At 38.8% G+C, this 19,975-nt stretch carries 21 protein-coding genes; 4 read left to right on the forward strand and 17 right to left on the reverse strand.

The window, feature by feature from the left end; translation table 11 throughout:
- Positions 1-2 precede the first annotated feature (2 nt).
- Genes rplW through rpsJ form a run of 4 tightly spaced genes read right to left on the reverse strand, consistent with a single transcriptional unit; the run spans position 3 to position 1,921 of the window.
- Positions 3-278 (reverse strand): 50S ribosomal protein L23, encoded by a 276-nt coding sequence (gene rplW, locus C7J88_RS05480; protein WP_095117618.1) that lies wholly within the window; start codon positions 276-278, stop codon positions 3-5.
- Complete coding sequence (rplD, locus tag C7J88_RS05485) at positions 278-898, reverse strand: 50S ribosomal protein L4 (protein ID WP_095117619.1); 621 nt, start codon at positions 896-898, stop codon at positions 278-280. Before rplD ends, rplW begins: the two co-directional genes overlap by 1 nt.
- Positions 899-924: 26 nt before the next feature.
- Complete coding sequence (gene rplC / locus C7J88_RS05490) at positions 925-1,584, reverse strand: 50S ribosomal protein L3 (protein WP_095117620.1); 660 nt, start codon at positions 1,582-1,584, stop codon at positions 925-927.
- Between the two features lie 28 nt (positions 1,585-1,612).
- Positions 1,613-1,921: a 30S ribosomal protein S10 gene (gene rpsJ, locus C7J88_RS05495; protein ID WP_001118667.1), complete on the reverse strand. Its 309-nt coding sequence runs from the start codon at positions 1,919-1,921 to the stop codon at positions 1,613-1,615.
- A 324-nt stretch (positions 1,922-2,245) separates the two neighbouring features.
- Here rpsJ and C7J88_RS05500 point away from each other — a divergent pair, with 324 nt between their 5' ends.
- Positions 2,246-2,629: a hypothetical protein gene (locus C7J88_RS05500; protein WP_095117621.1), complete on the forward strand. Its 384-nt coding sequence runs from the start codon at positions 2,246-2,248 to the stop codon at positions 2,627-2,629.
- Positions 2,630-2,714: 85 nt separating this feature from the next.
- Here C7J88_RS05500 and C7J88_RS05505 read toward each other — a convergent pair whose 3' ends face one another.
- Complete coding sequence (locus tag C7J88_RS05505) at positions 2,715-4,049, reverse strand: NCS2 family permease (RefSeq protein ID WP_095117622.1); 1,335 nt, start codon at positions 4,047-4,049, stop codon at positions 2,715-2,717.
- Between the two features lie 117 nt (positions 4,050-4,166).
- Positions 4,167-6,299, reverse strand: coding sequence for a DNA topoisomerase III (locus tag C7J88_RS05510; RefSeq protein ID WP_095117623.1), 2,133 nt, complete (start codon positions 6,297-6,299; stop codon positions 4,167-4,169).
- Between the two features lie 168 nt (positions 6,300-6,467).
- On the opposite strand from C7J88_RS05510, the gene C7J88_RS05515 reads away from it, so the two are divergent.
- Positions 6,468-7,328 (forward strand): GNAT family N-acetyltransferase, encoded by an 861-nt coding sequence (locus C7J88_RS05515; protein WP_095117624.1) that lies wholly within the window; start codon positions 6,468-6,470, stop codon positions 7,326-7,328.
- A 138-nt stretch (positions 7,329-7,466) separates the two neighbouring features.
- Here the strand turns inward: C7J88_RS05515 and C7J88_RS05520 are convergent, their stop codons facing one another.
- Entirely contained in the window at positions 7,467-8,381 is a 915-nt protein-coding gene (locus C7J88_RS05520) for an AEC family transporter (protein WP_095117625.1), read from the reverse strand.
- 112 nt (positions 8,382-8,493) lie between these two features.
- On the opposite strand from C7J88_RS05520, the gene C7J88_RS10540 reads away from it, so the two are divergent.
- Together C7J88_RS10540 and mspA are read left to right on the forward strand one after the other, a co-directional pair.
- Positions 8,494-8,658 carry an SE1832 family protein gene (locus C7J88_RS10540; RefSeq protein ID WP_095117626.1) on the forward strand — a complete coding sequence of 55 codons (165 nt, stop codon included), beginning with the start codon at positions 8,494-8,496 and terminating at the stop codon, positions 8,656-8,658.
- A gap of 100 nt (positions 8,659-8,758) precedes the next feature.
- On the forward strand, positions 8,759-9,076 hold the full coding sequence (gene mspA, locus C7J88_RS05525) for a membrane stabilizing protein MspA (RefSeq protein WP_095117627.1): 318 nt from the start codon (positions 8,759-8,761) through the stop codon (positions 9,074-9,076).
- Positions 9,077-9,139: 63 nt separating this feature from the next.
- Here the strand turns inward: mspA and C7J88_RS05530 are convergent, their stop codons facing one another.
- The 10 genes from C7J88_RS05530 to C7J88_RS05575 form a co-directional block, all read right to left on the reverse strand.
- Complete coding sequence (locus C7J88_RS05530) at positions 9,140-10,294, reverse strand: aminotransferase class I/II-fold pyridoxal phosphate-dependent enzyme (RefSeq protein ID WP_095117628.1); 1,155 nt, start codon at positions 10,292-10,294, stop codon at positions 9,140-9,142.
- Positions 10,295-10,394: 100 nt separating this feature from the next.
- Positions 10,395-13,520, reverse strand: a complete 3,126-nt coding sequence (locus C7J88_RS05535; protein ID WP_095117629.1) for an efflux RND transporter permease subunit — start codon at positions 13,518-13,520, stop codon at positions 10,395-10,397.
- Between the two features lie 137 nt (positions 13,521-13,657).
- A complete protein-coding gene (locus C7J88_RS05540) occupies positions 13,658-14,917 on the reverse strand; it encodes a lipid II:glycine glycyltransferase FemX (RefSeq protein ID WP_095117630.1) in 1,260 nt (419 codons plus the stop codon).
- Between the two features lie 32 nt (positions 14,918-14,949).
- Entirely contained in the window at positions 14,950-15,717 is a 768-nt protein-coding gene (locus C7J88_RS05545) for a VOC family protein (RefSeq protein ID WP_095117631.1), read from the reverse strand.
- A gap of 165 nt (positions 15,718-15,882) precedes the next feature.
- Complete coding sequence (gene moaA, locus C7J88_RS05550) at positions 15,883-16,905, reverse strand: GTP 3',8-cyclase MoaA (RefSeq protein ID WP_095117632.1); 1,023 nt, start codon at positions 16,903-16,905, stop codon at positions 15,883-15,885.
- A 20-nt stretch (positions 16,906-16,925) separates the two neighbouring features.
- Entirely contained in the window at positions 16,926-17,528 is a 603-nt protein-coding gene (gene mobA, locus C7J88_RS05555; protein WP_095117633.1) for a molybdenum cofactor guanylyltransferase MobA, read from the reverse strand.
- 9 nt (positions 17,529-17,537) lie between these two features.
- Positions 17,538-17,771, reverse strand: a complete 234-nt coding sequence (moaD, locus tag C7J88_RS05560) for a molybdopterin converting factor subunit 1 (protein WP_095117634.1) — start codon at positions 17,769-17,771, stop codon at positions 17,538-17,540.
- Positions 17,768-18,226 (reverse strand): molybdenum cofactor biosynthesis protein MoaE, encoded by a 459-nt coding sequence (locus C7J88_RS05565; protein WP_095117635.1) that lies wholly within the window; start codon positions 18,224-18,226, stop codon positions 17,768-17,770. Before C7J88_RS05565 ends, moaD begins: the two co-directional genes overlap by 4 nt.
- On the reverse strand, positions 18,223-18,708 hold the full coding sequence (mobB, locus tag C7J88_RS05570) for a molybdopterin-guanine dinucleotide biosynthesis protein B (protein WP_095117636.1): 486 nt from the start codon (positions 18,706-18,708) through the stop codon (positions 18,223-18,225). Before mobB ends, C7J88_RS05565 begins: the two co-directional genes overlap by 4 nt.
- Positions 18,705-19,964: a molybdopterin molybdotransferase MoeA gene (locus tag C7J88_RS05575; protein ID WP_095117637.1), complete on the reverse strand. Its 1,260-nt coding sequence runs from the start codon at positions 19,962-19,964 to the stop codon at positions 18,705-18,707. The genes mobB and C7J88_RS05575 overlap by 4 nt, the downstream gene beginning before the upstream one ends.
- Positions 19,965-19,975 lie beyond the last annotated feature (11 nt).

Genomic DNA, 19,975 nt, shown 5'->3' on the forward strand with positions numbered 1-19,975 from the left:
TTTTAGTTGAATAGGTCGATTTGACCTTCTTTTAATGTAACAATCGCTTTGCGACGTTTGTTTGTGTAACCTTGGTAACGGCCTACACGTTTTTTCTTAGGTTTGTAGTTGATGATGTTGACTTTGTCAACTTTAACATCAAAGATTTGTTCTACTGCTGTTTTGACTTGTGTTTTGTTTGCACGAACATCAACGTCAAATGTGTATTTATCTTCAGCCATTGCTTCAGATGATTTTTCTGTGATTACGGGGCGCTTTAGAATATCTCTTGCTTCCATTATCCGAGCACCTCCTCAACTTTTTTAGCTGCTTCTTCAGTGATTAAAACACTGTCAGCATGTGTTAATTCTAATACGTTTAAGCCTTCTGGTGTTGTGAATTGAACACCTGGGATATTACGTGCTGATAATTCAACATTTACATCACCAAGAGTAACAACAAGAACTTTTTTAGGTAATTCTAAGTTAGTTAAAGTTGCTTTGAATTCTTTTGTTTTTGGCGCTTCTAAGTTGAAACTGTCAACGATTTTGAATTCATTTTCTTGAACTTTGAATGAAAGTGCTGATTTCAATGCTAAGCGACGCATTTTCTTAGGCATTTTGTATGAGTAGCTTCTTGGTGTTGGTCCGAATACCACACCACCGCCACGCCATTGTGGAGCACGGATAGTACCTTGACGTGCACGTCCTGTACCTTTTTGTCTCCATGGTTTACGTCCACCACCACGAACTGCTGAACGGTTTTTTACCGCATGCGTTCCTTGGCGTAATGAAGCGCGTTGTAATTGAATAGCTTCAAATAAAACATCGTTGTTTGGTTCGATTGCGAATACCGCATCGTTAAGTTCAACAGAACCTGCTTTAGTTCCATCAACTTTGAATACATCATAATTTGCCATTATGCATTTCCTCCTTTCACTACTAATTATTTATTAGCTTTGATTGCTGATTGGATTTGTACAAAACCTTTTTTAGGACCAGGTACGTTACCTTTTACTAAAATTACGCTGTTTTCCGTATCTACTTGAACAACTTCTAAGTTTTGAACAGTGACTGTGTTACCACCCATGCGGCCTGGTAATTTTTGTCCTTTGAATACACGTGATGCGTCTGACGCCATACCTACTGAACCTGGTGCTCTGTGGAAATGAGAACCGTGAGACATTGGTCCACGTGCTTGGTTGTGACGTTTGATTGCGCCTTGGAAACCTTTACCTTTTGAAGTTCCTGTTACGTCAATTACGTCTCCAACTTCGAATGTATCAACTGAGACTTCTTGACCTACTTCGTATTCGTCAACATTGATGTTTCTGAATTCACGAATGAAGCGCTTAGGTGCTGTGCCTGCTTTTTTAGCGTGACCTTCAGCTGGTTTAGTTGCATATTTGTTAGTTTTGCTACCTTTTTTATATGCTTCTTTGTTTTCAAAACCGATTTGGATCGCGTTGTAGCCATCTACTTCTTCAGTTTTCTTTTGTAATACTACGTTTTCTTTTGCTTCGATTACTGTTACAGGAATTAAGTCCCCGTTTTCACCGAATACTTGTGTCATACCAATTTTTCTTCCTAAGATTCCTTTGGTCATCGAAAGTCCACCTCCTAAAAATTTTTAATTATAATTTGATTTCGATGTCTACACCTGATGGTAAGTTTAAGCCCATTAAAGCGTCAACTGTTTTTGGTGTAGGGTTAACAATGTCGATTAAACGTTTGTGTGTACGTTGTTCGAATTGTTCACGTGAATCTTTGTACTTATGCACCGCTCTGATGATTGTGTACACTGATTTTTCAGTTGGTAATGGGATTGGACCTGATACGTCCGCTCCAGAACGTTTAGCAGTTTCAACGATTTTCTCTGCTGATTGATCGATGACACGGTGGTCATAAGCTTTTAATCTGATTCTGATTTTTTGTTTTGCCATTATTTACCCTCCTTATTCGTCTTCATATAAGTGATAGACTTCTCCACGAAAACTATCTCACACAACGCCATGGCAAAGCGGCCGGGTGTGTCAGTAACCTTTCGCTTCATCGCATTAAAAAGTCCAACATTAGATATTCTACAAGAAAAGTTGCGTCTTTGCAATAGTTTCTCAAGAATTTTTATATCTAATCACATACCATGTCATTTTACTGTAAATGACGCTTAAGTTCAACCATTTATACAAAATTTTTTGTTCTTTAATGAGTGTTTGATTATAATGGTAGACAACGACAAATTTTTAGAAAGATATGAGGTATTGTCTATGACAAAAAAAGTTAAAACACTTCTAACAGTTTTTACCTTAATCGTACTTGTTTCAGAATTTATCGCTGGGTTTCCATTCCTTGGTGGATGGTATGTTCTCGCATTAGGATGGCAGCCTTTAGCATTTAATATTTTCATTTATATTGTGATGGTTCTAGTGTTAATCTTTGATAAGCAAAATACAATTCGCCCGATGGTGTTAATTCCATTATTAGGTGCCATTGTAAATTGTGTAGCGATTATTCCTGTGATTGGTATGATTCTGCACTGGCTGATGCTTATTCTACTTATTTTTATGTTAATCATTTTATTTGCAACACCTACTTATCTTCCTAATGCACATGCACGTGTGATATACGACGACGATTCACATCGAAAATAATATGATAATCACTAACAAAGTAAATAGCCCGACTACTCTTCTTATACGATGAGTAGTCGGGCTATTTTGTTGTTATTTTTATTCCTTAACCATGTACAAATACAAAATATAAGATGAAGATAATCATCAATGCATACATGATTGGATGTACTTCTTTATGACGTTTCGTTAATAACATTGTGATTGGATAGAAGATGAAACCACACGCAATACCTGTCGCAATTGAATATGATAAAGGCATCATAATGATTGTAACGAATGCTGGTACAGCTACTTCAAACTTCTTCCAGCTAATGTCAGCTAAGTTAGAAGCCATTAACACACCTACTACAACCAATGCTGGTGTTGTGACTGCCGATGTTACAACAGCCATTAGTGGACTGAAGAATAATGCTAATAAGAAACAGATGCCTGTTACGATACTCGCTAAACCAGTACGTGCACCTACTGCAACACCTGACGTTGATTCGATGTATGATGTTGTTGTTGTAGTACCAAACACAGCACCCGTCATTGTTGCTAATGAGTCTGCAAATAACGCACGTCCTGCACGAGGTAGCTTGTTATCTTTCATAAACCCTGCCTGATTGGCTACTGCTACAATTGTACCAGCAGTATCAAAGAAATCGATGAATAAGAATGTCAAGATAACAATTAAAAATTGAATCGTAAATAATTGCGCTGGGTCTTGGAATGATTCGAAAGCAGCACCAAATGTTGGAGCGATACTTGGAACTTTCCCTACAATACCTGTTGGCGGTGCAATTTGTTGTGTAACAAGACCTGCAATCGCTGTTAGAACCATCCCTAAGAAGATTGCACCAGGCACCTTCTTAGTATACAGAATCACAGTTACAATAATACCGAAAACGGCTAATAATACGGGTGGGTCAGTAATCTTACCTAAAGTAACTAAAGTTGCATCGTTGTTTACGATAATTCCTGAACTTTGTAGACCGACAAATGTAATGAATAAACCAATACCGGAAGATACTGCTAATTTCATCTCATAAGGAATTGCATTAATGATCGTTTCTCTCAAACCTGTTGCTGTTAAAATGGCAAATACAAATCCGGAAAAGAATACGCCTGTTAAACCGACTTGCCATGGAATTCCCATAGTTAGAACAACTGTAAATGCGAAGAACGCATTCAATCCCATACCAGGTGCAAGTGCAATTGGGTAGCGGGCGATAAGCCCCATAAATAAACAACCTACAAATGCTGCAAGTGCTGTCGCTACGAAAATAGCACCTTGGTCCATCTTCTGATCTGCAGGCACACCATCAACACCTGCTAAGCTTAAAACTTGTGGATTGACGGCTAAAATATATGCCATCGATAAAAACGTTGTAAGACCGCCGAGAATTTCTCGTTTATAGTTAGTCTGATGCTCGTCAAAGCGGAAGTATCTTCTCACTGTCATTGGCTCCTTTATTTAAAATACTCATTCATTCTAATACGGTACAATCAGAATTTCAATATTAAATACGAACTTTATCTTTAATTTTTAGATTTTTGTTCGATTTTTAGACATTTATCCTTTTAATCCTTTGAGCGCTTCCTTAAATGGATTGTTTTCCATCGTGTCATCTTTCATATATTTTTTCATGTCACGTTTGGATACTTTATCTTTCCCTTTGTTTTTAAAGCGTTTATCCATCTGCTCTTGTGTTTCTGTATAACCGCAGCTACAACGATAAGTAGCTTGTTTTCCGACACCAAACTTTGTCAACCGCTTCTTACATTGTGGGCAGCGTGCTTTTGTTTGGGTTTTGACATCTTTTTTCGTCTTACAGCTTGGGTCTTGACATACGAGCATAGAACCATTTTTAGTTTTCACTCTTAACATGAACTTTCCGCACGTCGGACATTCGGCAGACGTCAAGTTGTCATGCTTGTACTTCTGCTCGCTCTGTTTAATTTCTTCAATGATTTGTTGCGTGAAGTCTTTCATCTCTGCAATAAACTGCTGACGTTTTAGTTGTCCTTTTTCTATGCGTAACAGCTTATCCTCCCACTTCGCAGTTAGCACTGGTGATGTAAGTGCTTCAGGCGCTAACTCTAAAATCTGTCTTCCTTTCGACGTCACCTTAATGCTGCCGTTTTGATTCTCAATCGCATTCATACTGTACAACTTGTCGATAATATCCGCACGTGTTGCAACCGTTCCGATACCACCTGTTTCTTTAAGTGTTTGTGCTGACTTCTTATCTCTCAATGAGAAGAACTTGTCAGGACGCTCCATCGCCTTCAATAATGTTCCTTCATTGAAGTAAGGCGGCGGTGTCGTTTGATGTGCTTGTATCGTTGCATCTTGTATTTTTATACGACTTCCCTTTTCAAAGTCTGCTGTCTTTTCTCGCTGTTGTACGTCTGTTTGCAGCTTTTTAAATCCTAATTCAATCGGTTGTTGCATCTGATTCACAAAAGTTACATCCCCAAATTTCGCAGTCACTTTTTGCTCAACATAACGATACGGTGGTGATAACACTTCTAAAAATCGTTGCACAATCAATAAGTAAATCTTTTGCTCATTCGGTGATAAGTCACTCATATTAGGACGAACTTCAGTTGGAATAATCGCATGGTGATCGGATACCTTCTGATTATTGATATACCTTGCTTTCGCATCAAATTTCTGTTGCATTAATGACTTAGCCACATCAAGGTACGTTGTCCCCATTGTCGCTTGTAAACGCTCCTTCAACGTCCCTACCATATCCGTTGTTAAGTAGTTTGAATCAGTACGAGGGTATGTAACAAGCTTATGTCGTTCATATAACTGTTGCAATGTATTTAATGTTTGCTTTGCCCCCATGTGGTAACGTTGATAAGCCGCTTGTTGTAAGTCTGTCAAATTAAACAGTGGGCTCGGATATGATTTTTTATCCTTTGTGTCAATTGATACAATTTCAACTTCTTGCCCTTTCAATTCATTAACAAGTGTCTCTAATTCGGTACGATCCGTCATCCTACGCTCTTGTCGAAAATCAAACTTCACGCCATTCAACTTGATTGATAACGTGTAATAATCTTGTGGTCTAAAGTTTTTAATCTCTTGTTGACGCATATGAATCAATTGAATCGTTGGTGTTTGTACACGGCCTAAAGACAGCTGTGCATCGTATTTTGTTGTGAGTGCACGTGTCGCATTGATACCTACAATCCAATCTGCTTCACTTCGTGCTAATGCTGCCTGGTATAAGTTGTGGTATTGTGACCCGTCCTTCAAATGTTTAAAACCATCACGAATAGCTTTTGTTGTCACAGAACTAATCCATAACCGCTTAATTGGCTTCTTGATACGGGCCTTATCGATAATAAGACGTGCTACAAGTTCCCCTTCTCGTCCGGCGTCAGTCGCAATAATAATTTGCTTAACATCATCTCTTTGCATCAGTTTTTGTACTGTGTTAAATTGCTTTCTCGTCTTATTGATAATGACTGTTTTCATATGCTTTGGTATGATCGGTAAGTCTTCCATACGCCATTGTTGCAACGACTTATCATACTGTTCAGGTGTCGCATTGGTTACAAGGTGACCGAGCGCCCACGTAACAATATACGCATTATTTTCAAAGTATCCTTGCTTCGTTGCATTGACTTGTAGTGCCTTCGCAATATCTCGACCTACTGATGGTTTTTCAGCTAAAATTAATGCTTTCATACATCTTTCTCCTCTTTTATGCCCAATTGGGATTACATCGCTATTTTATTTACCTCTCCTATTGTAACACGTCAATTTTATCAGTTGGCAAACCGGTTGTGTGGTTGTTTGATTTGTCGCTCAAAGTCTTTATAATAAAAGTATCACGTTATTATTGGGGGACTGACTATGAAAACTAACTATATACAAGATTTTTCTCATGTCGCAACATTCATTCAAGATAACCTCTCAAAAAATCAATCATACGTACATAAATTACCAGTGGATTGCACTGAATCATTACAGACATACTTATCAAATGCAGATTATCATCACCAACTACATACAACACAAGATAGCAATGGTCTAGCAATGGTACTTATCTGCACACCTTATGCCGAACATAGATATCAAGTTATCGGCCCTATCTATCGTCAAGGTGCTACTTTTACAGAACATGATCTCAAACAACTATTCGAATCAGCAACTGCACATCATCATCGACCTTCTACATATTATTTTTCATTTTCAACAGCACATCCTGCCATTAAGTCTTATATGAAATCAATCGGTGCTGCCTATACTTTTACCGATTACCATCTAGAAGCCACTCAAGATTTGGGTGAGTCAGAGCGCGATCATCTCATCATTGACTACCAACCTGTCTACTTCCGTCACTTAAAAAAATTGCACGAAAAAGCATTCCAACATTCATCCGAAACTGCAGAAACAATCGTAAATCATCTGGATGACTCACATAAGTTATTTTTATATGTAGAAGAAGGACTACTGAAAGGCTACCTATACCTTGTACTAGATGCGCAGACAGAACGTGCCGAGATCAAGTACTTCTCATCACATACAGATTATCGGTTGAGAGGCATCGCATTTGATCTCATTCAACACGCCATTCATCACGCTTGCCAAGATAATGACATTCAAACGGTTCACTTCAAGATAAGAAGTAAAAATCACCAACTCGTGTCTCGATTTGATACACTTGGTTTTCATATCAAAGAATCCTATGATAAGTTCAAATGCCATTTCTAACAAAATAAAAAATGCCTGAAGCTGAGATGTAACCGCTTTGTATATTTCGGAAACCGATACGATATATCCGAAAGTAGCATGTTCATCTCAACCTCGAAGCATCATTGTTCGATTGCGTATGAAACTATTCATACAATATTATGTGGGTACAAATAAGTATTGATACACATAGAGTGTGATAATACTAATCACAATCGTAATATTACTCGCCATCGCGATAACTGGAAGTGTCCGATAGCGAAATTGTACAGCATAAGACAGCGCTGCAACCCCGACTGGCATTAGCCAGATTAGTTGTAGTGTTGTCTTTATCATGTCGTCCGATACAGGCAACAAGTAGTAAACGAGTGTACCGAATAATAAACCAAACCCATAGTACAGTCCTAAGTATTTCAGTGTAATCGGTAAGTAGCGTCTATCCAATCTAAAATCAATCAAGACACCTAATAAAATCATAGAGAGCGGTAAGTTTGCTGCAGCTAATACATCAAAAAAACGAATACTCTCTTGCGGAAGGCTTAGATTGAATATGTTGAGTAGCAACATTACAACATACGTCATCAAAGGAATAGATGTCGCTAAGTTTTTCAACACTCTCTTTGGGTTCAATCCACCACTCATATTTTTAAAATATGATGCCGCAAAGTAAGTCATTCCAAACATAACAACAGCACCCCCGATGTCAGCCATTCCAAAATAAATCAATCCGACATCAGGCCATATTTGTTGAACGAGTGGATAGGCAAATATTCCAATATTGAGACTCCCTATCATAATTGCTACCGTCCCTCGCACTTCGTTGTTATACTTTAAAAACAGCATCACAATCAGAATTTTTGTGATAGTTCCGTATAGAATCATCATGACTGGCAAAATGGATAACGAAGGGGTTAACGTCACATCATTCAAATTGACGATGACAACCGATGGCAAGGTGACATTTAGTACGATGGTCGATATGACACGACTGTCTTGTCCTGAAATATATCTCATTCGTTTCAATATGTATCCTAATGTGATCAATAATAATATGATTAAAAAGTTTGCAGTCATGTCTCTTCCCCTTTTCTACTAATGATTACAGCTCATATCGTACAGTAAAACGTTTTAATATTACAATGGTAACATGCTATAATGATGACAATTGATACAAGGAGGATGTTGTATGGACTTAGAGCAACAATTACAAGAACTCAAAATGGATTACATCCGCTTGCAAGGAGATTTAGAAAAACGCGAATCAACATCACAACAAGTTGATCCGTTAATTAAGCAACTCGAATCAATCGAACAACAAATTGCTGAAGTACGTGCAAAGCTACAGCAATAAGCCATTTTCAATGCATAGTCAGCCATTGGCATCAAGCCAGCTTTACTATGCTCCATATACACGCAGATATTAGGCTCGTTTATAGAAAGGATGTATCCTAATGTTAACTTATCTTATTCTATTGCCATTGATGTATCTCATCGTGGCATATATTAGCATTTTCAAGTTAGATATGTTGCTACCGAAGATTTTGCGCCTGTTGATGGCTGTCTTACTAATTATCGTTGTAACAACTTCTCTACTATATTATCCATCACAAGTTTGGTGGTTAGTTGCCGTCTTACTAATGCTCATCGGCAATGTAGAAATAACTGCATTCAAACATCATAAAAAAGATGCGAAAGGTGTCCAAATTTTAAATATGATGACTTTGCTTATTTTAGTCATCTACATTGGCGTTACGATTATTCTCGTATAATGTCGTACATAAAAAGCCCTTATCAGTTACAAATGTACTGAATAAGGGTCTTATTTATGCATTTTACTCTTGGTAAAGCGAATCCAATGTAACTAGTCTTTCTAGTGCTTGCTCAAGTTGTTTTTCATCTATCGCAAACGAAACGCGTACATATCCTTCTCCTTCTTCTCCAAAAGGATGACCAGGCGCTGCTAAAATGGATAATTCTTCTAATAAATATGTGATGAATGCATCACTCGTCATATTGGGCGGACATTTCAACCATAAGAAGATACCACCTTTGATTGGTTCGTGCGGTATATTATGTTGCGTTAATTTGGCTTCAATGATATCACGGCGTCGACTAAAAACTTCTCTCTGTAACTCTAATACATCATCACATTCGTTTAGAGCAACTGTACAAGCATCTTGCAGCGCACCATACATCCCCGCTTGGGTATGCGTATGATACTTTTGTAAGTTTGCGATAATCTCTGAGTTCCCAACCGCAAAACCCACTCGATATCCCGACATATTATACCCTTTCGAGAAAGAAAAAACTTCTACCGCAACATCTTTTGCCCCATTCGCAGCCAATATACTTGGATTCGGCGCATCGAATCCAAACGCTTGGTAGGCAAAGTCATGTACAATCTTTGTCTTAGTTCCTTTAAATCGATCAATCGTTTCTTGGAAAAATTCCGGCGTTGCCACAGAACCCGTTGGATTGTTTGGGTATGTTAAATAGACTAACTTCGTATTCGTCGTGTCGACCTTATCCCATTGTGGCAAGTAGTGTTGCTCAGGTGATAACTTCAAGCGTTTAGGAATACCATGCGCTAGGTGTACTCCCGCTTCATAATCTGTATAACCCGGATCAGGTAATAACACTTCATCTCCCGGTTCAATCGTACAAGTCGGTATAGCCACAAGCCCATTTTTTGTTCCATAAAAAAGGCAAACTTCTGTCTCTGGGTCTAATGTGACACCAAAATGACGTTGATAAAAATCGACAATTGCTTTTTTAAAGTGTGCCTTCCCTTGAAAAGCTAAATATTTCTGATTTTCAGGCTTGATAATCGCTTCTGCGAGTGCGTCTAAAATACGTTGCGGTGTATCTGCATCTGGTATACCGACTGCCAAATTAATCAATGGTAGTGGTCCATGTGTCACCTTACGTCCCATTGTCTTACCAAAATAACTATCTGGAATTTGTCCCAAAATACTTGTATAAGCCATGTAATCCCCCCGTATGTAATGAGAAGCTGAGACACACTTATGCCCCAGCTCCCCTATCTCATGATCGAGATTTTATAATATTTTTATCTTACAGAAGGAATTAATCTACGTCAATGTTTTCAGACTTTTTCGTCAATCTATTTTTAATCGTAAAAATCACTTCATAAATGACTGGTACAACAACCAACGTTAACAGTGTTGATGACAATAAACCACCGATAACGGTTGCAGCCAAACCTTTAGAGATAAGCACTGAACTGTCTTGTCCAAACAACATCGGTAAGAGTGCACCGATTGTTGCGATTGCAGTCATTAAGATTGGACGAATTCTCGTTCCACCCGCTTCTATTAATGCTTCTTTCATTGACATACCAGCAGCTTCATTATTGATAACACGGTCAATTAAGACGATTGCATTCGTCACAACGATACCGATTAACATCAGCATACCAATCATACTAGGAACAGACAATGTTTCCCCCGTTGCAATCAATGCTAAAACGACACCGATAATTGTATATGGCAGCGAGAAGAGAATCGTAAATGGCGCAAGACCACCTTTAAACGTCAATACTAGAACGAGATAGACAATCATAATCGCCGCAAGCATCGCTAAGCCTAACTGTGTAAACGCAGACTCGATATCTTCATTCGTACCACCCATTGACGTTTTCACATCATCAGGCTGTTCAATCTTATTCAATACATTCATCACATCTTGAGAAACAGCACCTACATCATCATTGGTGATTTTACCCGACACTGTCGTAGCATAATCTCCACTTTGTTTGATGAGCTTATTCGGTGTGGTTGTCTTCTCGAGTGTTGCGATATCGCTTAGTGTGAGAGAATCACCAGTAGCAGATGGTAAGGGTGTCTCTTCCAGTTTTTGCTGCGTCCATTGGGTTTCTTTTTCTTGCTTCACAACAACGTCATACGTCTGTTCGGCATCTTTCACTTTCGTCACAGTCGTGTCAGGTACATTCTCATTTAACATCATCGCTAACTGTCCAGCTGTGATGCCGTATTCTCCGGCTTTCTTAGAGTCAACCTTCACCTTAAACTGCTCATATGTTTTCGCCAAGTCAGACTTTACGTTTGTCAAACCATTCAACTTCTTCATTTCTTGCTCAACTTTATCGACCGTTCCTTCAATGCGCTCTGGCGAAGGTCCTGTCACTTGAACTGTCACTTCATTAGATGTTGCGCCTGTACTCATATCTAAGTTTTTCCAATCACCCGGATGTTTATATGTTGCAATATGATTCAACACACGTTGTGGCTCTTCGTCAAACTTGGGCGTCTTTGAATCATACTGTACCATCAATGCCATGCTGTTCGTACTTCCTGTTGGATCGACTGGAGAAGCACCCCCAACAGAATATTGTACATTATCAACATACTTATTCTTTTGTAAGTAGCGTTCCACATCTTCAGCATGTTTCAGTACACTTCCTTCCGTTTCACCCGGTTTTGGCGAATACGTTAACGCCATGAACTTATCTTCACCCGTAGAAATAAAGCTTGTACCTACTTTCATCGCACCTAATCCGATACTTCCAACTAACAGTAATGTACTGACAATCATCACAATCCACTTATGGTCTAAACTCCAACTTAAGATGCGTTTATAATAACGACTCATCACACCCACATGTTCCGTTTTTTTACTTGGAAGACCACGCTTGAAGAATACGGACCCTAAAACAGGCACAATTGTAATCGACACTAATAATGATGCTAACAAGCTAAACGTTACAGCGTAAGCAAACGGGCGGAACATTTCCCCGACCATTCCTGTTACAAAGGCAAGTGGTGCAAAGACGACAATCGTTACAATCGTTGACGACATAATCGGAATGAACACTTCTTTTGTCGCAGAAACAATCAGTGCATCCCCTGACAACCGCTCATCCAACCTTGTCAGTCGACGGTAAATGTTTTCAATGACAACAATGGAATCGTCAATAACACGACCGATAGCAACGGTTAAAGCACCTAATGTTAAAATATTTAGTGAAACATCTGTCAATTTCAACGCAATCATTGCGATAAGAATTGACAAAGGAATTGATACAACTGAAATAGCTGTCATACGGAAGTTGCGTAAAAACAACATAATGACGATGACAGCAACGATAGAACCGATTAATGCTTTTTCAATCATCGTATTTAACGCATCTTGAATCGGCTTGGCTGTGTCCATAATTTGAATTGATTTTAAGTCAGGATGTTGCTTTACAAAACGGTCGATAGCTTTATCGACTTCTTTTGCGACAGCAACGGTATTGGCATCTTGCGCTTTAACGACTTGAATGTCAACCGCATCCTTACCATTCGTTCTAGATATTGATGCACGTTCATTCACTAATGATACTTTGGCGACATCCTTTAATGTCACAGTTTGCGGTTGTGTGCCGTTATCTTGCGATGATTGACTTGAAGATGCAGGGCTTTGTCCTTGCTCTCCCTGCTGCGCAATCGATAATGGAATATCCATATTTTCCAAAGCATCTACTGAAGCGAATTGTCCGTCAATCACAATCGACTTTTCCGTATCTCCAAATTGAAACAGCCCTAATGGTACTTCTTTTGTCGCTGCTTCAATATAATCGATGACTTGTTTTTGGTTAAGACCAACAGCCCCTAACTTTTTATCATCAAATTCAACATTTACTTGTCGGCTCGTTTGACCGTTCACTGTCGCACGTTGGACACCGTCGATTTCTTGAAGTTTTGGAATCAAATTGTTTTCGACATCTTTTGTACTTTGTTCAATATCATTTTTTTCGTGCAATATAGAATATGCAACAACTGGAAATGCGTACAGTGAATTACGTTGAATTTCTGGCTTTTCAACACCTTCTTCAAATTCCAGTTTTTTTAAAACTTTATCTATCTCTTGCTCTGCATGATCCATATCTGTTTGTTCATTAAAGTTAACTGTTATCAACGATGCGTTAGCAAGAGATTCTGTTTTAACACTTGATACATCCGACATGCCACGTATCGCTTCGTCTATCGGATCGCTCACTTCTTTCATCACCGTTTCAGGTGTGGCACCGGGCATTGCTGTTGTGATTGTTAACATAGGTGGTTCTGTATCTGGCAAAAGCTCTAACTTCATCTTATAGCTCGCAAAAACACCACCTAATATGACAAGCAATACCATCAATGTAATGGCAAACTTATTAGATAATGAAAAATCTATTAACTTTTTAACCACGTGTGCTTACGCCTCCTTTTATATGTTTTATACAACATTTTACATTGTACTTTTTTTATACTTATTAAGCTACAAAAAAGCCCATCTCATATTTGTTCTATCACAGATTCAATATGAGATGGACACATTTTAATCAATTACTTTTTGCGGGCTTTAATCTGACGTACGACTTTAATTTTTAATTGCGTCAATTGTGGTTTGAATTGCTCAATCATGCGATATAAGATTGGATTTAGCACATAGTCGAACTCTCCAATTTTTTCACTTAAATATGTTCCCCACAAGCGTTTAAATTCCCACAAACCATAGTGATCAGAATCTTTATCTGGCGCATTGTCTGTACCACCAAAGTCATATGTTGTCGCACCTTTATCACGCGCATATTTCATCATAGCAATTTGCATATGATGGTTTGGCATAAACTTTCGATACTGGTTAGAAGAAGCACCGTATAAATAATATGCCTTCTTACCACAAAACATCAGTAACGCCCCTGATAAATATAGACCTTCTGGATGTTTCTCAGCAAGTGTTTCCATCTCAGCAATGGCTTCTTGCTTTTTCGATAACTGCAACTGCACATCTTTTAACTTATTGCGGACTTTTTTGTTGTCTTGATTCTTCCCTAACAAAGCAGTCTCTTCCGTTTTCAACTGTTCCGCTTCACTACCCAACACATCAAGTACATGTTTCGGATCAAGCTTAACAAGAAATAGTTCAGCATCACCATCTGGATGAAGCGCATCATAAATCGTTTCAAAGTATGAAACATCACGTGTTAAGAAGCCGTCACGTTCACCCGTTTCTTTCATCAGGTCAGCGAAAATACGCAATTGTTCACGCCCAGCAATTTCAACCGTCGTCCCTCTTTTCATTGAGGCACGGACTTTTGTGCGGTTGTTTGTTTGAAAACTTTTAATCAATTCTTCATCCGACTTATCAATCGGGGTAATCATCGTCATTCGTGGTTGAATATAATCTTTAGATAAACCATCTTTGAACCCTTTATGCTTAAAGCCTAACGCTTTCAAATCTTGAACCGTCGTCATCCCTTGTTCGACCTCTACGTCTGGATCAATTTTAATCGTATAAGCTTTCTCTTGTTTAGCTATTTTGATTGCTTCAGCCAATAATGTTTTCACAGCAAGTTGATTATCATAGTCGACAACAAACCCTCTTGATGCATAACACAGTGTAAACGGTGTGCGTGGAATCTTTTTGAACAATAATTGTGCAACACCTTGTACTTCACCATTTTCGCCGACAGCGATGCGTTTCGTATACCAACCTGTCAGCTTTTTCGTTTCACCCCACTGTGTTAACTGTAATAAGTCACCATTAGGATGTGCCTTAACAAACGCATCATGCGCCTGATCGGTAATATTCATCAATTTCATGATTTAAAGCTCCTTTAGTTTTTTCTTTCTATTTATCTCTCTTCTGGTTTGAAATGATAGCTTGCGCCACGTGTTCGAATTAATATCGGTGCCTGAATCGTCTGATCGATAAAATGAATCCCTTCAATGCGGTCATCTTTACCTTCTACAATTTTAAATTTAACTTTTTTAGCCGGACTCTCAAGTATTGTATACTTATTGGACTTCTCAACAATATCCATATCAAACCATTTCTGCCAATTCTCAGTCATTGTTTGACGTTGGTGTGAGTGAAATTCAATCATATCAATATCCAAGTGTGTTTGAAAAGTATCTCTCAAATCGGCTTCTCGGTCTTCATCAGATTTATCCCACTGAATGAAAAATGGCATCATCACATCAAATTGATGATCATTCACATATAACAGTTGCCAATGAATTTCATGTCCTTTTTTATTTTGACGTGTCATTTTGACAGGTCCTACAACTTCAAGTCCACGTGCTAAAAAGTCTTCTTTTAACTTATAAATATCGTGTGTTCTAAAACATATCTTTTTAAAACCTTGCTTGTAACCATTCTGAATGATAGACGTCGCAAATGAATATTTACCTTCTTGCGTTTTTGACTGATGTTTCATTTTTCCTTGATCAAAAATATCTAATAGCTCAATATAACTTAAATTAATGTGAACGAGTCGATTGAACGTTCCAAGATTTTCGTGGCGACCGCCTTTTTGAATTTCTAAATATTTCCCAGGAAATTCAAAGTGTTCTAAACCATCTATGTAATGAATCATGTGATCAAACTCGATATCGACCATCTCATCACTCCTCACGTCATTTACTTGTTTCTATTCTAACAAAAATTATTTACTATCGCTTGATTCATATGATAATTTCAATTTTATTTTCATGCATTATCTCCAAAACAAAGATGCACCTTGCAAGATAGAACTATCTATCTTCATACAAAGTGCATCCAAAGATTAACCACCAATATAGTTCATATTGATTTTCTTTTTGCGTCTATTTTTAACTGTCTGTTCCGTACGTTCATCTGAATAACGGTCAGTTCGAATGTTCCACAAACCTTTTAATGTGTCTTTAACCGATTCATCTGAAGCATCACTTCTCAACAGGTTTCTAACATCAAAACCTTCAACGGTACTGAACAAGCACCCGTAAAACTTACCGTCAGAAGACAACCGTGCTCTCGTACATGTTGAACAGAATGATTCTGAAACACTCGTAATCAAACCAAACTTAGATTTTGCACCGACATGACGATAATACTTCGCTACTTCTCCATAGTATCTTGGTGCAACCGGCTCTATTTCAAAGGCTTCTTGTATCATTGTTAACATTTCATCTTTTGTCACTACTTTACTGAAATCCCAGCCGTTATCATTACCGACATCCATAAATTCAATAAAACGTATTGTAACATCTCTATCTTTGAAGAAAGCAATCATTGGAACAATCTGATCATCATTGATCCCTTTTTGGACTACGACATTTACTTTCACTTCAAAACCGAGTTGTACCGCATAGTCTATTTGATCGATAATCGTTGACGCTTTAATATTGCGATTATTTATAGATTGAAAGAGTTCGTCATCAATCGCATCCAAACTTACATTGATACGACGTAATCCAGCATCATACAATTTCTGTCCATGTTTTTTTAACAACAATCCATTTGTCGTTAATCCGATATCTTCAATACCTTCAATATCATTGATTTGTGCAATTAATTGATCCAAATCACGTCTTAACAATGGCTCCCCACCCGTGATTCGAACCTTCTTAACACCCAGTTTTGCATAAATGCGTGTGACACGGACAATCTCTTCAAATGTCAGCAATTCATTTTTAGGCAAAAATGCGTAATCATCACCGAAGATTTCTTTAGGCATGCAGTAATCACAGCGGAAGTTACAGCGATCTGTAACGGAAATGCGCAAATCACGTATCGGTCGGCCTAATTTATCTAATATTTGTTCTGTCATCTTGCGCCCTCCTTCGCTTCTTATTGTGCCAATACTTCTTCCAGCTTCTCCAAATCACTCGGATAATTTACATTGTAGTACCAATATTCCGGACTATCAATCTCACTGACATCTAACCATTTAGATGACACTTGCGCATAAACATGTTTCATACTCAAATCATCTGTCCATAACACGTCTTCAATGATGGGTTCAACACGACGATGGTAGAAGGCAATCGTTGGAATTGGATACCCTTCTGAAGCAAAACCAGCAATATCGAGTTGTGATTCAATTAAGTTTGAAACCATAAATTGATATAAACAACTAATTGCTTTTTGGCTAACCATTGGCGTGTCAACAGAGATGACAAAGTAAAGGTCTTCATCATCTTGCTGCATCACACTATATATCCCTGCCAGCGGTCCTTTATCTTTTTGTGCTTCTTGATCAATAACAACCCGTACATCTTCAAATTGTCCTGCTAACTGTGTATTACTACTGATCATAATCTCACTGAACATATTTGTTGATTGCAACGTCTGAACAAGTCGCTGATAAAACAACTCACCTTGAATCGTTGCAAATGCTTTCGGGTTGCCAAAGCGCGTTGATTGACCGCCCGCTAATATAATTGCTTTCATTGTTGTCGTTTAACCTCCACTAACCGGTGGAATTAATGCAACAATATCATCCGGTCTAACAACCGCATCTTCTTGTACGAATTCTTCATTAATCGCCACTTGGAAAGACTTCCCTTGAATGACAGGATAAGTCTCGTATAAATGTTTTTTTAATTCAGTCACACTGATTTCATAATCAAAATGAAATGTATCTTCCGCACGATCTAACTTTTCTTTTATCTCTGCAAAATACAATATTTTCACGACTGATTATCTCCCTTCTTGACGGCATCTTCATGGTAACCGCGCTGATGTCCTTGCCATTCAGCACCATCTTCCCATATTTCTTTCTTCCAAATAGGCACCACTTCTTTAATGCGTTCTATCGCATATTCATTTGCAGCATAGGCATCTTTTCGGTGTGGTGAAGAGACACTGATACATACCGCAATGTCGGAGATTGCCAGTGCACCGATACGATGTACAATTGCAGTGACTGTTCCCGGCCAGCGCTCACTTATTTCATCACCAATTTGTGCCAACTTTTTCTCCGCCATTGGAACATATGCCTCGTATTCAAGATGTTCCGTACGAATCCCTTTCGTCCATTCTCGAACATGTCCTGTAAATACAACAACAGCGCCTTGCTTTTCATTCAATGTCCACTGACGGTATTGTTCAGGTTCAATCGACGCAGTTGTCACTTCAAATTGTTTCATCTTATCTCTCCTTCACCTTCTCGGATCCATTGTTTCAGCCACTTATCGTAGCTTGTTTCATCGAATCCACCTGACTGCCATTGCATCGAAAATTGTACATTTTCAAGTTGGCGCAATGCATCTAAATCTTCTTTATTTTTATAGACAATCACCTTAGGGTAAGTTGCCCGTTTATAGCCTTCAATCAAAATAATACTGTCGTCCATCGTAACACATTCAGCCAGCAAAGTCTCAAGTGCTGGATAGTGATTGCGTTGAATCGTTTCAATATAATCATGTCCTTGAACGATACTTTGGTCAGCACCCGCTTCAAAATGGCGCATATGATCTACCGTTGCGTCAGGCAATGTAATCTCTTCGCCTACATGTCCATGATGTTTCACAGTCACGACCGAGTATCCCCATTGCTTTAACCGTTGAACTGTGTGGGTCATCAGCGTCGTTTTCCCACTATTTTTATAGCCAACGATTTGCAAAATCATAAGTACAACTCCTGTTGATACGTCTCAGGGGATGTTAAAAGTACTTCTACTTCATGTCCGATTTGATAACCTCTCGTGCCACCAGGCAACATCATCATTCCGTTGCTATGTGCAATTGATACCACAGCACCTGACTTGTTAAATCCTGATGGTTTGACTGTCATCTCTCTCCCCGTCATTGTGACGTCTGCACGTACAAAGCGTGTAAATGGATTTGCTTTCTTGAAGTCAGCCATCAATGTTGCGCGTACAATCGCTGGATAATAACGTGTTGCACCCATCATATGGTAAATCGCTGGTTTCGTGAATAATTCAAAACCTGAATAACAAGCAGAAGGATTACCTGAAAGGCCAAATAAATATTTTCCATGTGCAACAGCAACTGTTGTTACGCTACCTGGTCTCATAGCTACTTTGTTAAACAACACTTCTGCTTCAAGTGCACGATAAATGTCTGGCAAATAGTCAAAGTCTCCGACTGAAACGCCACCTGTTGTGATAACCATGTCGTGTTTTTCAAGCGCTGACTTCACAACAGCCAAGCTACTCTCATAATCATCGACTTGTATGCGGTAGCGCTCTACTTGAACACCTTCTCTTTGTAATAACGCAGCAATCATCGGTCCATTTGAATTTCTGATCTTGCCAGGTTCCAAATCATCTTCTACTTCTAACAATTCGCTTCCCGTTGCAATAATTGCAGCAGTTGGTTTGCGAAAAACAGGTACTTCCGAATAACCAAATGTTGCTAAAACCGCAACAGCTCCTGCATTGATGCGTTGCCCTTTGTGTAAAACAACGTCACCCGTTGCCGTTTCTTCACCTTGAAGCGAGATATTCTCCAAATGCTTGAATGACTTACGCAGCGTAAATCCATCTTCCGTTTCTACTGTTTGCTCAAGCATGACAACCGCATCTGCTCCGGCAGGAATTTGTGCACCAGTCATGATACGTACCGCTTGTCCGGGTTCTAATGTTTTTGCTGAAACAGTCCCCGCACCAATGTGATCAATCACTTGAAAGGCAATACGATGCTCTTGACTTGCACCTTGTGAATCTTCACTGCGGATTGCAAAACCATCATATGGGGACTTATCAAAGCGTGGAATATCGTAGGTAGCAACGATATCTTCAGCAAGGATATACCCTTCACACTCATATAAGCTCATACGTTCAGATGACGTATAAATTTCTTGTTGTAGTACACGATGAATCGCTTCTTTTACTGGAATTGGGTGTCTCTTTTCAACTGGCATAACCCATTCAC

Origin of the sequence: Staphylococcus muscae (genome assembly GCF_003019275.1) — a bacterium.
In the GTDB taxonomy this organism is placed as follows: Bacteria; Bacillota; Bacilli; order Staphylococcales; family Staphylococcaceae; genus Staphylococcus; species Staphylococcus muscae.

Bases quoted from the DNA above. Each gene is read 5' to 3' on its own strand.
- rplW (WP_095117618.1), bottom strand. From the start codon at position 278: ATGGAAGCAAGAGATATTCTAAAGCGCCCCGTAATCACAGAAAAATCA.
- rplD (WP_095117619.1), bottom strand. From the start codon at position 898: ATGGCAAATTATGATGTATTCAAAGTTGATGGAACTAAAGCAGGTTCT.
- rplC (WP_095117620.1), bottom strand. From the start codon at position 1,584: ATGACCAAAGGAATCTTAGGAAGAAAAATTGGTATGACACAAGTATTC.
- rpsJ (WP_001118667.1), bottom strand. From the start codon at position 1,921: ATGGCAAAACAAAAAATCAGAATCAGATTAAAAGCTTATGACCACCGT.
- C7J88_RS05500 (WP_095117621.1), top strand. From the start codon at position 2,246: ATGACAAAAAAAGTTAAAACACTTCTAACAGTTTTTACCTTAATCGTA.
- C7J88_RS05510 (WP_095117623.1), bottom strand. From the start codon at position 6,299: ATGAAAGCATTAATTTTAGCTGAAAAACCATCAGTAGGTCGAGATATT.
- C7J88_RS05515 (WP_095117624.1), top strand. From the start codon at position 6,468: ATGAAAACTAACTATATACAAGATTTTTCTCATGTCGCAACATTCATT.
- C7J88_RS05520 (WP_095117625.1), bottom strand. From the start codon at position 8,381: ATGACTGCAAACTTTTTAATCATATTATTATTGATCACATTAGGATAC.
- C7J88_RS10540 (WP_095117626.1), top strand. From the start codon at position 8,494: ATGGACTTAGAGCAACAATTACAAGAACTCAAAATGGATTACATCCGC.
- mspA (WP_095117627.1), top strand. From the start codon at position 8,759: ATGTTAACTTATCTTATTCTATTGCCATTGATGTATCTCATCGTGGCA.
- C7J88_RS05530 (WP_095117628.1), bottom strand. From the start codon at position 10,294: ATGGCTTATACAAGTATTTTGGGACAAATTCCAGATAGTTATTTTGGT.
- C7J88_RS05540 (WP_095117630.1), bottom strand. From the start codon at position 14,917: ATGAAATTGATGAATATTACCGATCAGGCGCATGATGCGTTTGTTAAG.
- C7J88_RS05545 (WP_095117631.1), bottom strand. From the start codon at position 15,717: ATGGTCGATATCGAGTTTGATCACATGATTCATTACATAGATGGTTTA.
- moaA (WP_095117632.1), bottom strand. From the start codon at position 16,905: ATGACAGAACAAATATTAGATAAATTAGGCCGACCGATACGTGATTTG.
- mobA (WP_095117633.1), bottom strand. From the start codon at position 17,528: ATGAAAGCAATTATATTAGCGGGCGGTCAATCAACGCGCTTTGGCAAC.
- C7J88_RS05565 (WP_095117635.1), bottom strand. From the start codon at position 18,226: ATGAAACAATTTGAAGTGACAACTGCGTCGATTGAACCTGAACAATAC.
- mobB (WP_095117636.1), bottom strand. From the start codon at position 18,708: ATGATTTTGCAAATCGTTGGCTATAAAAATAGTGGGAAAACGACGCTG.
- C7J88_RS05575 (WP_095117637.1), bottom strand. From the start codon at position 19,964: ATGCCAGTTGAAAAGAGACACCCAATTCCAGTAAAAGAAGCGATTCAT.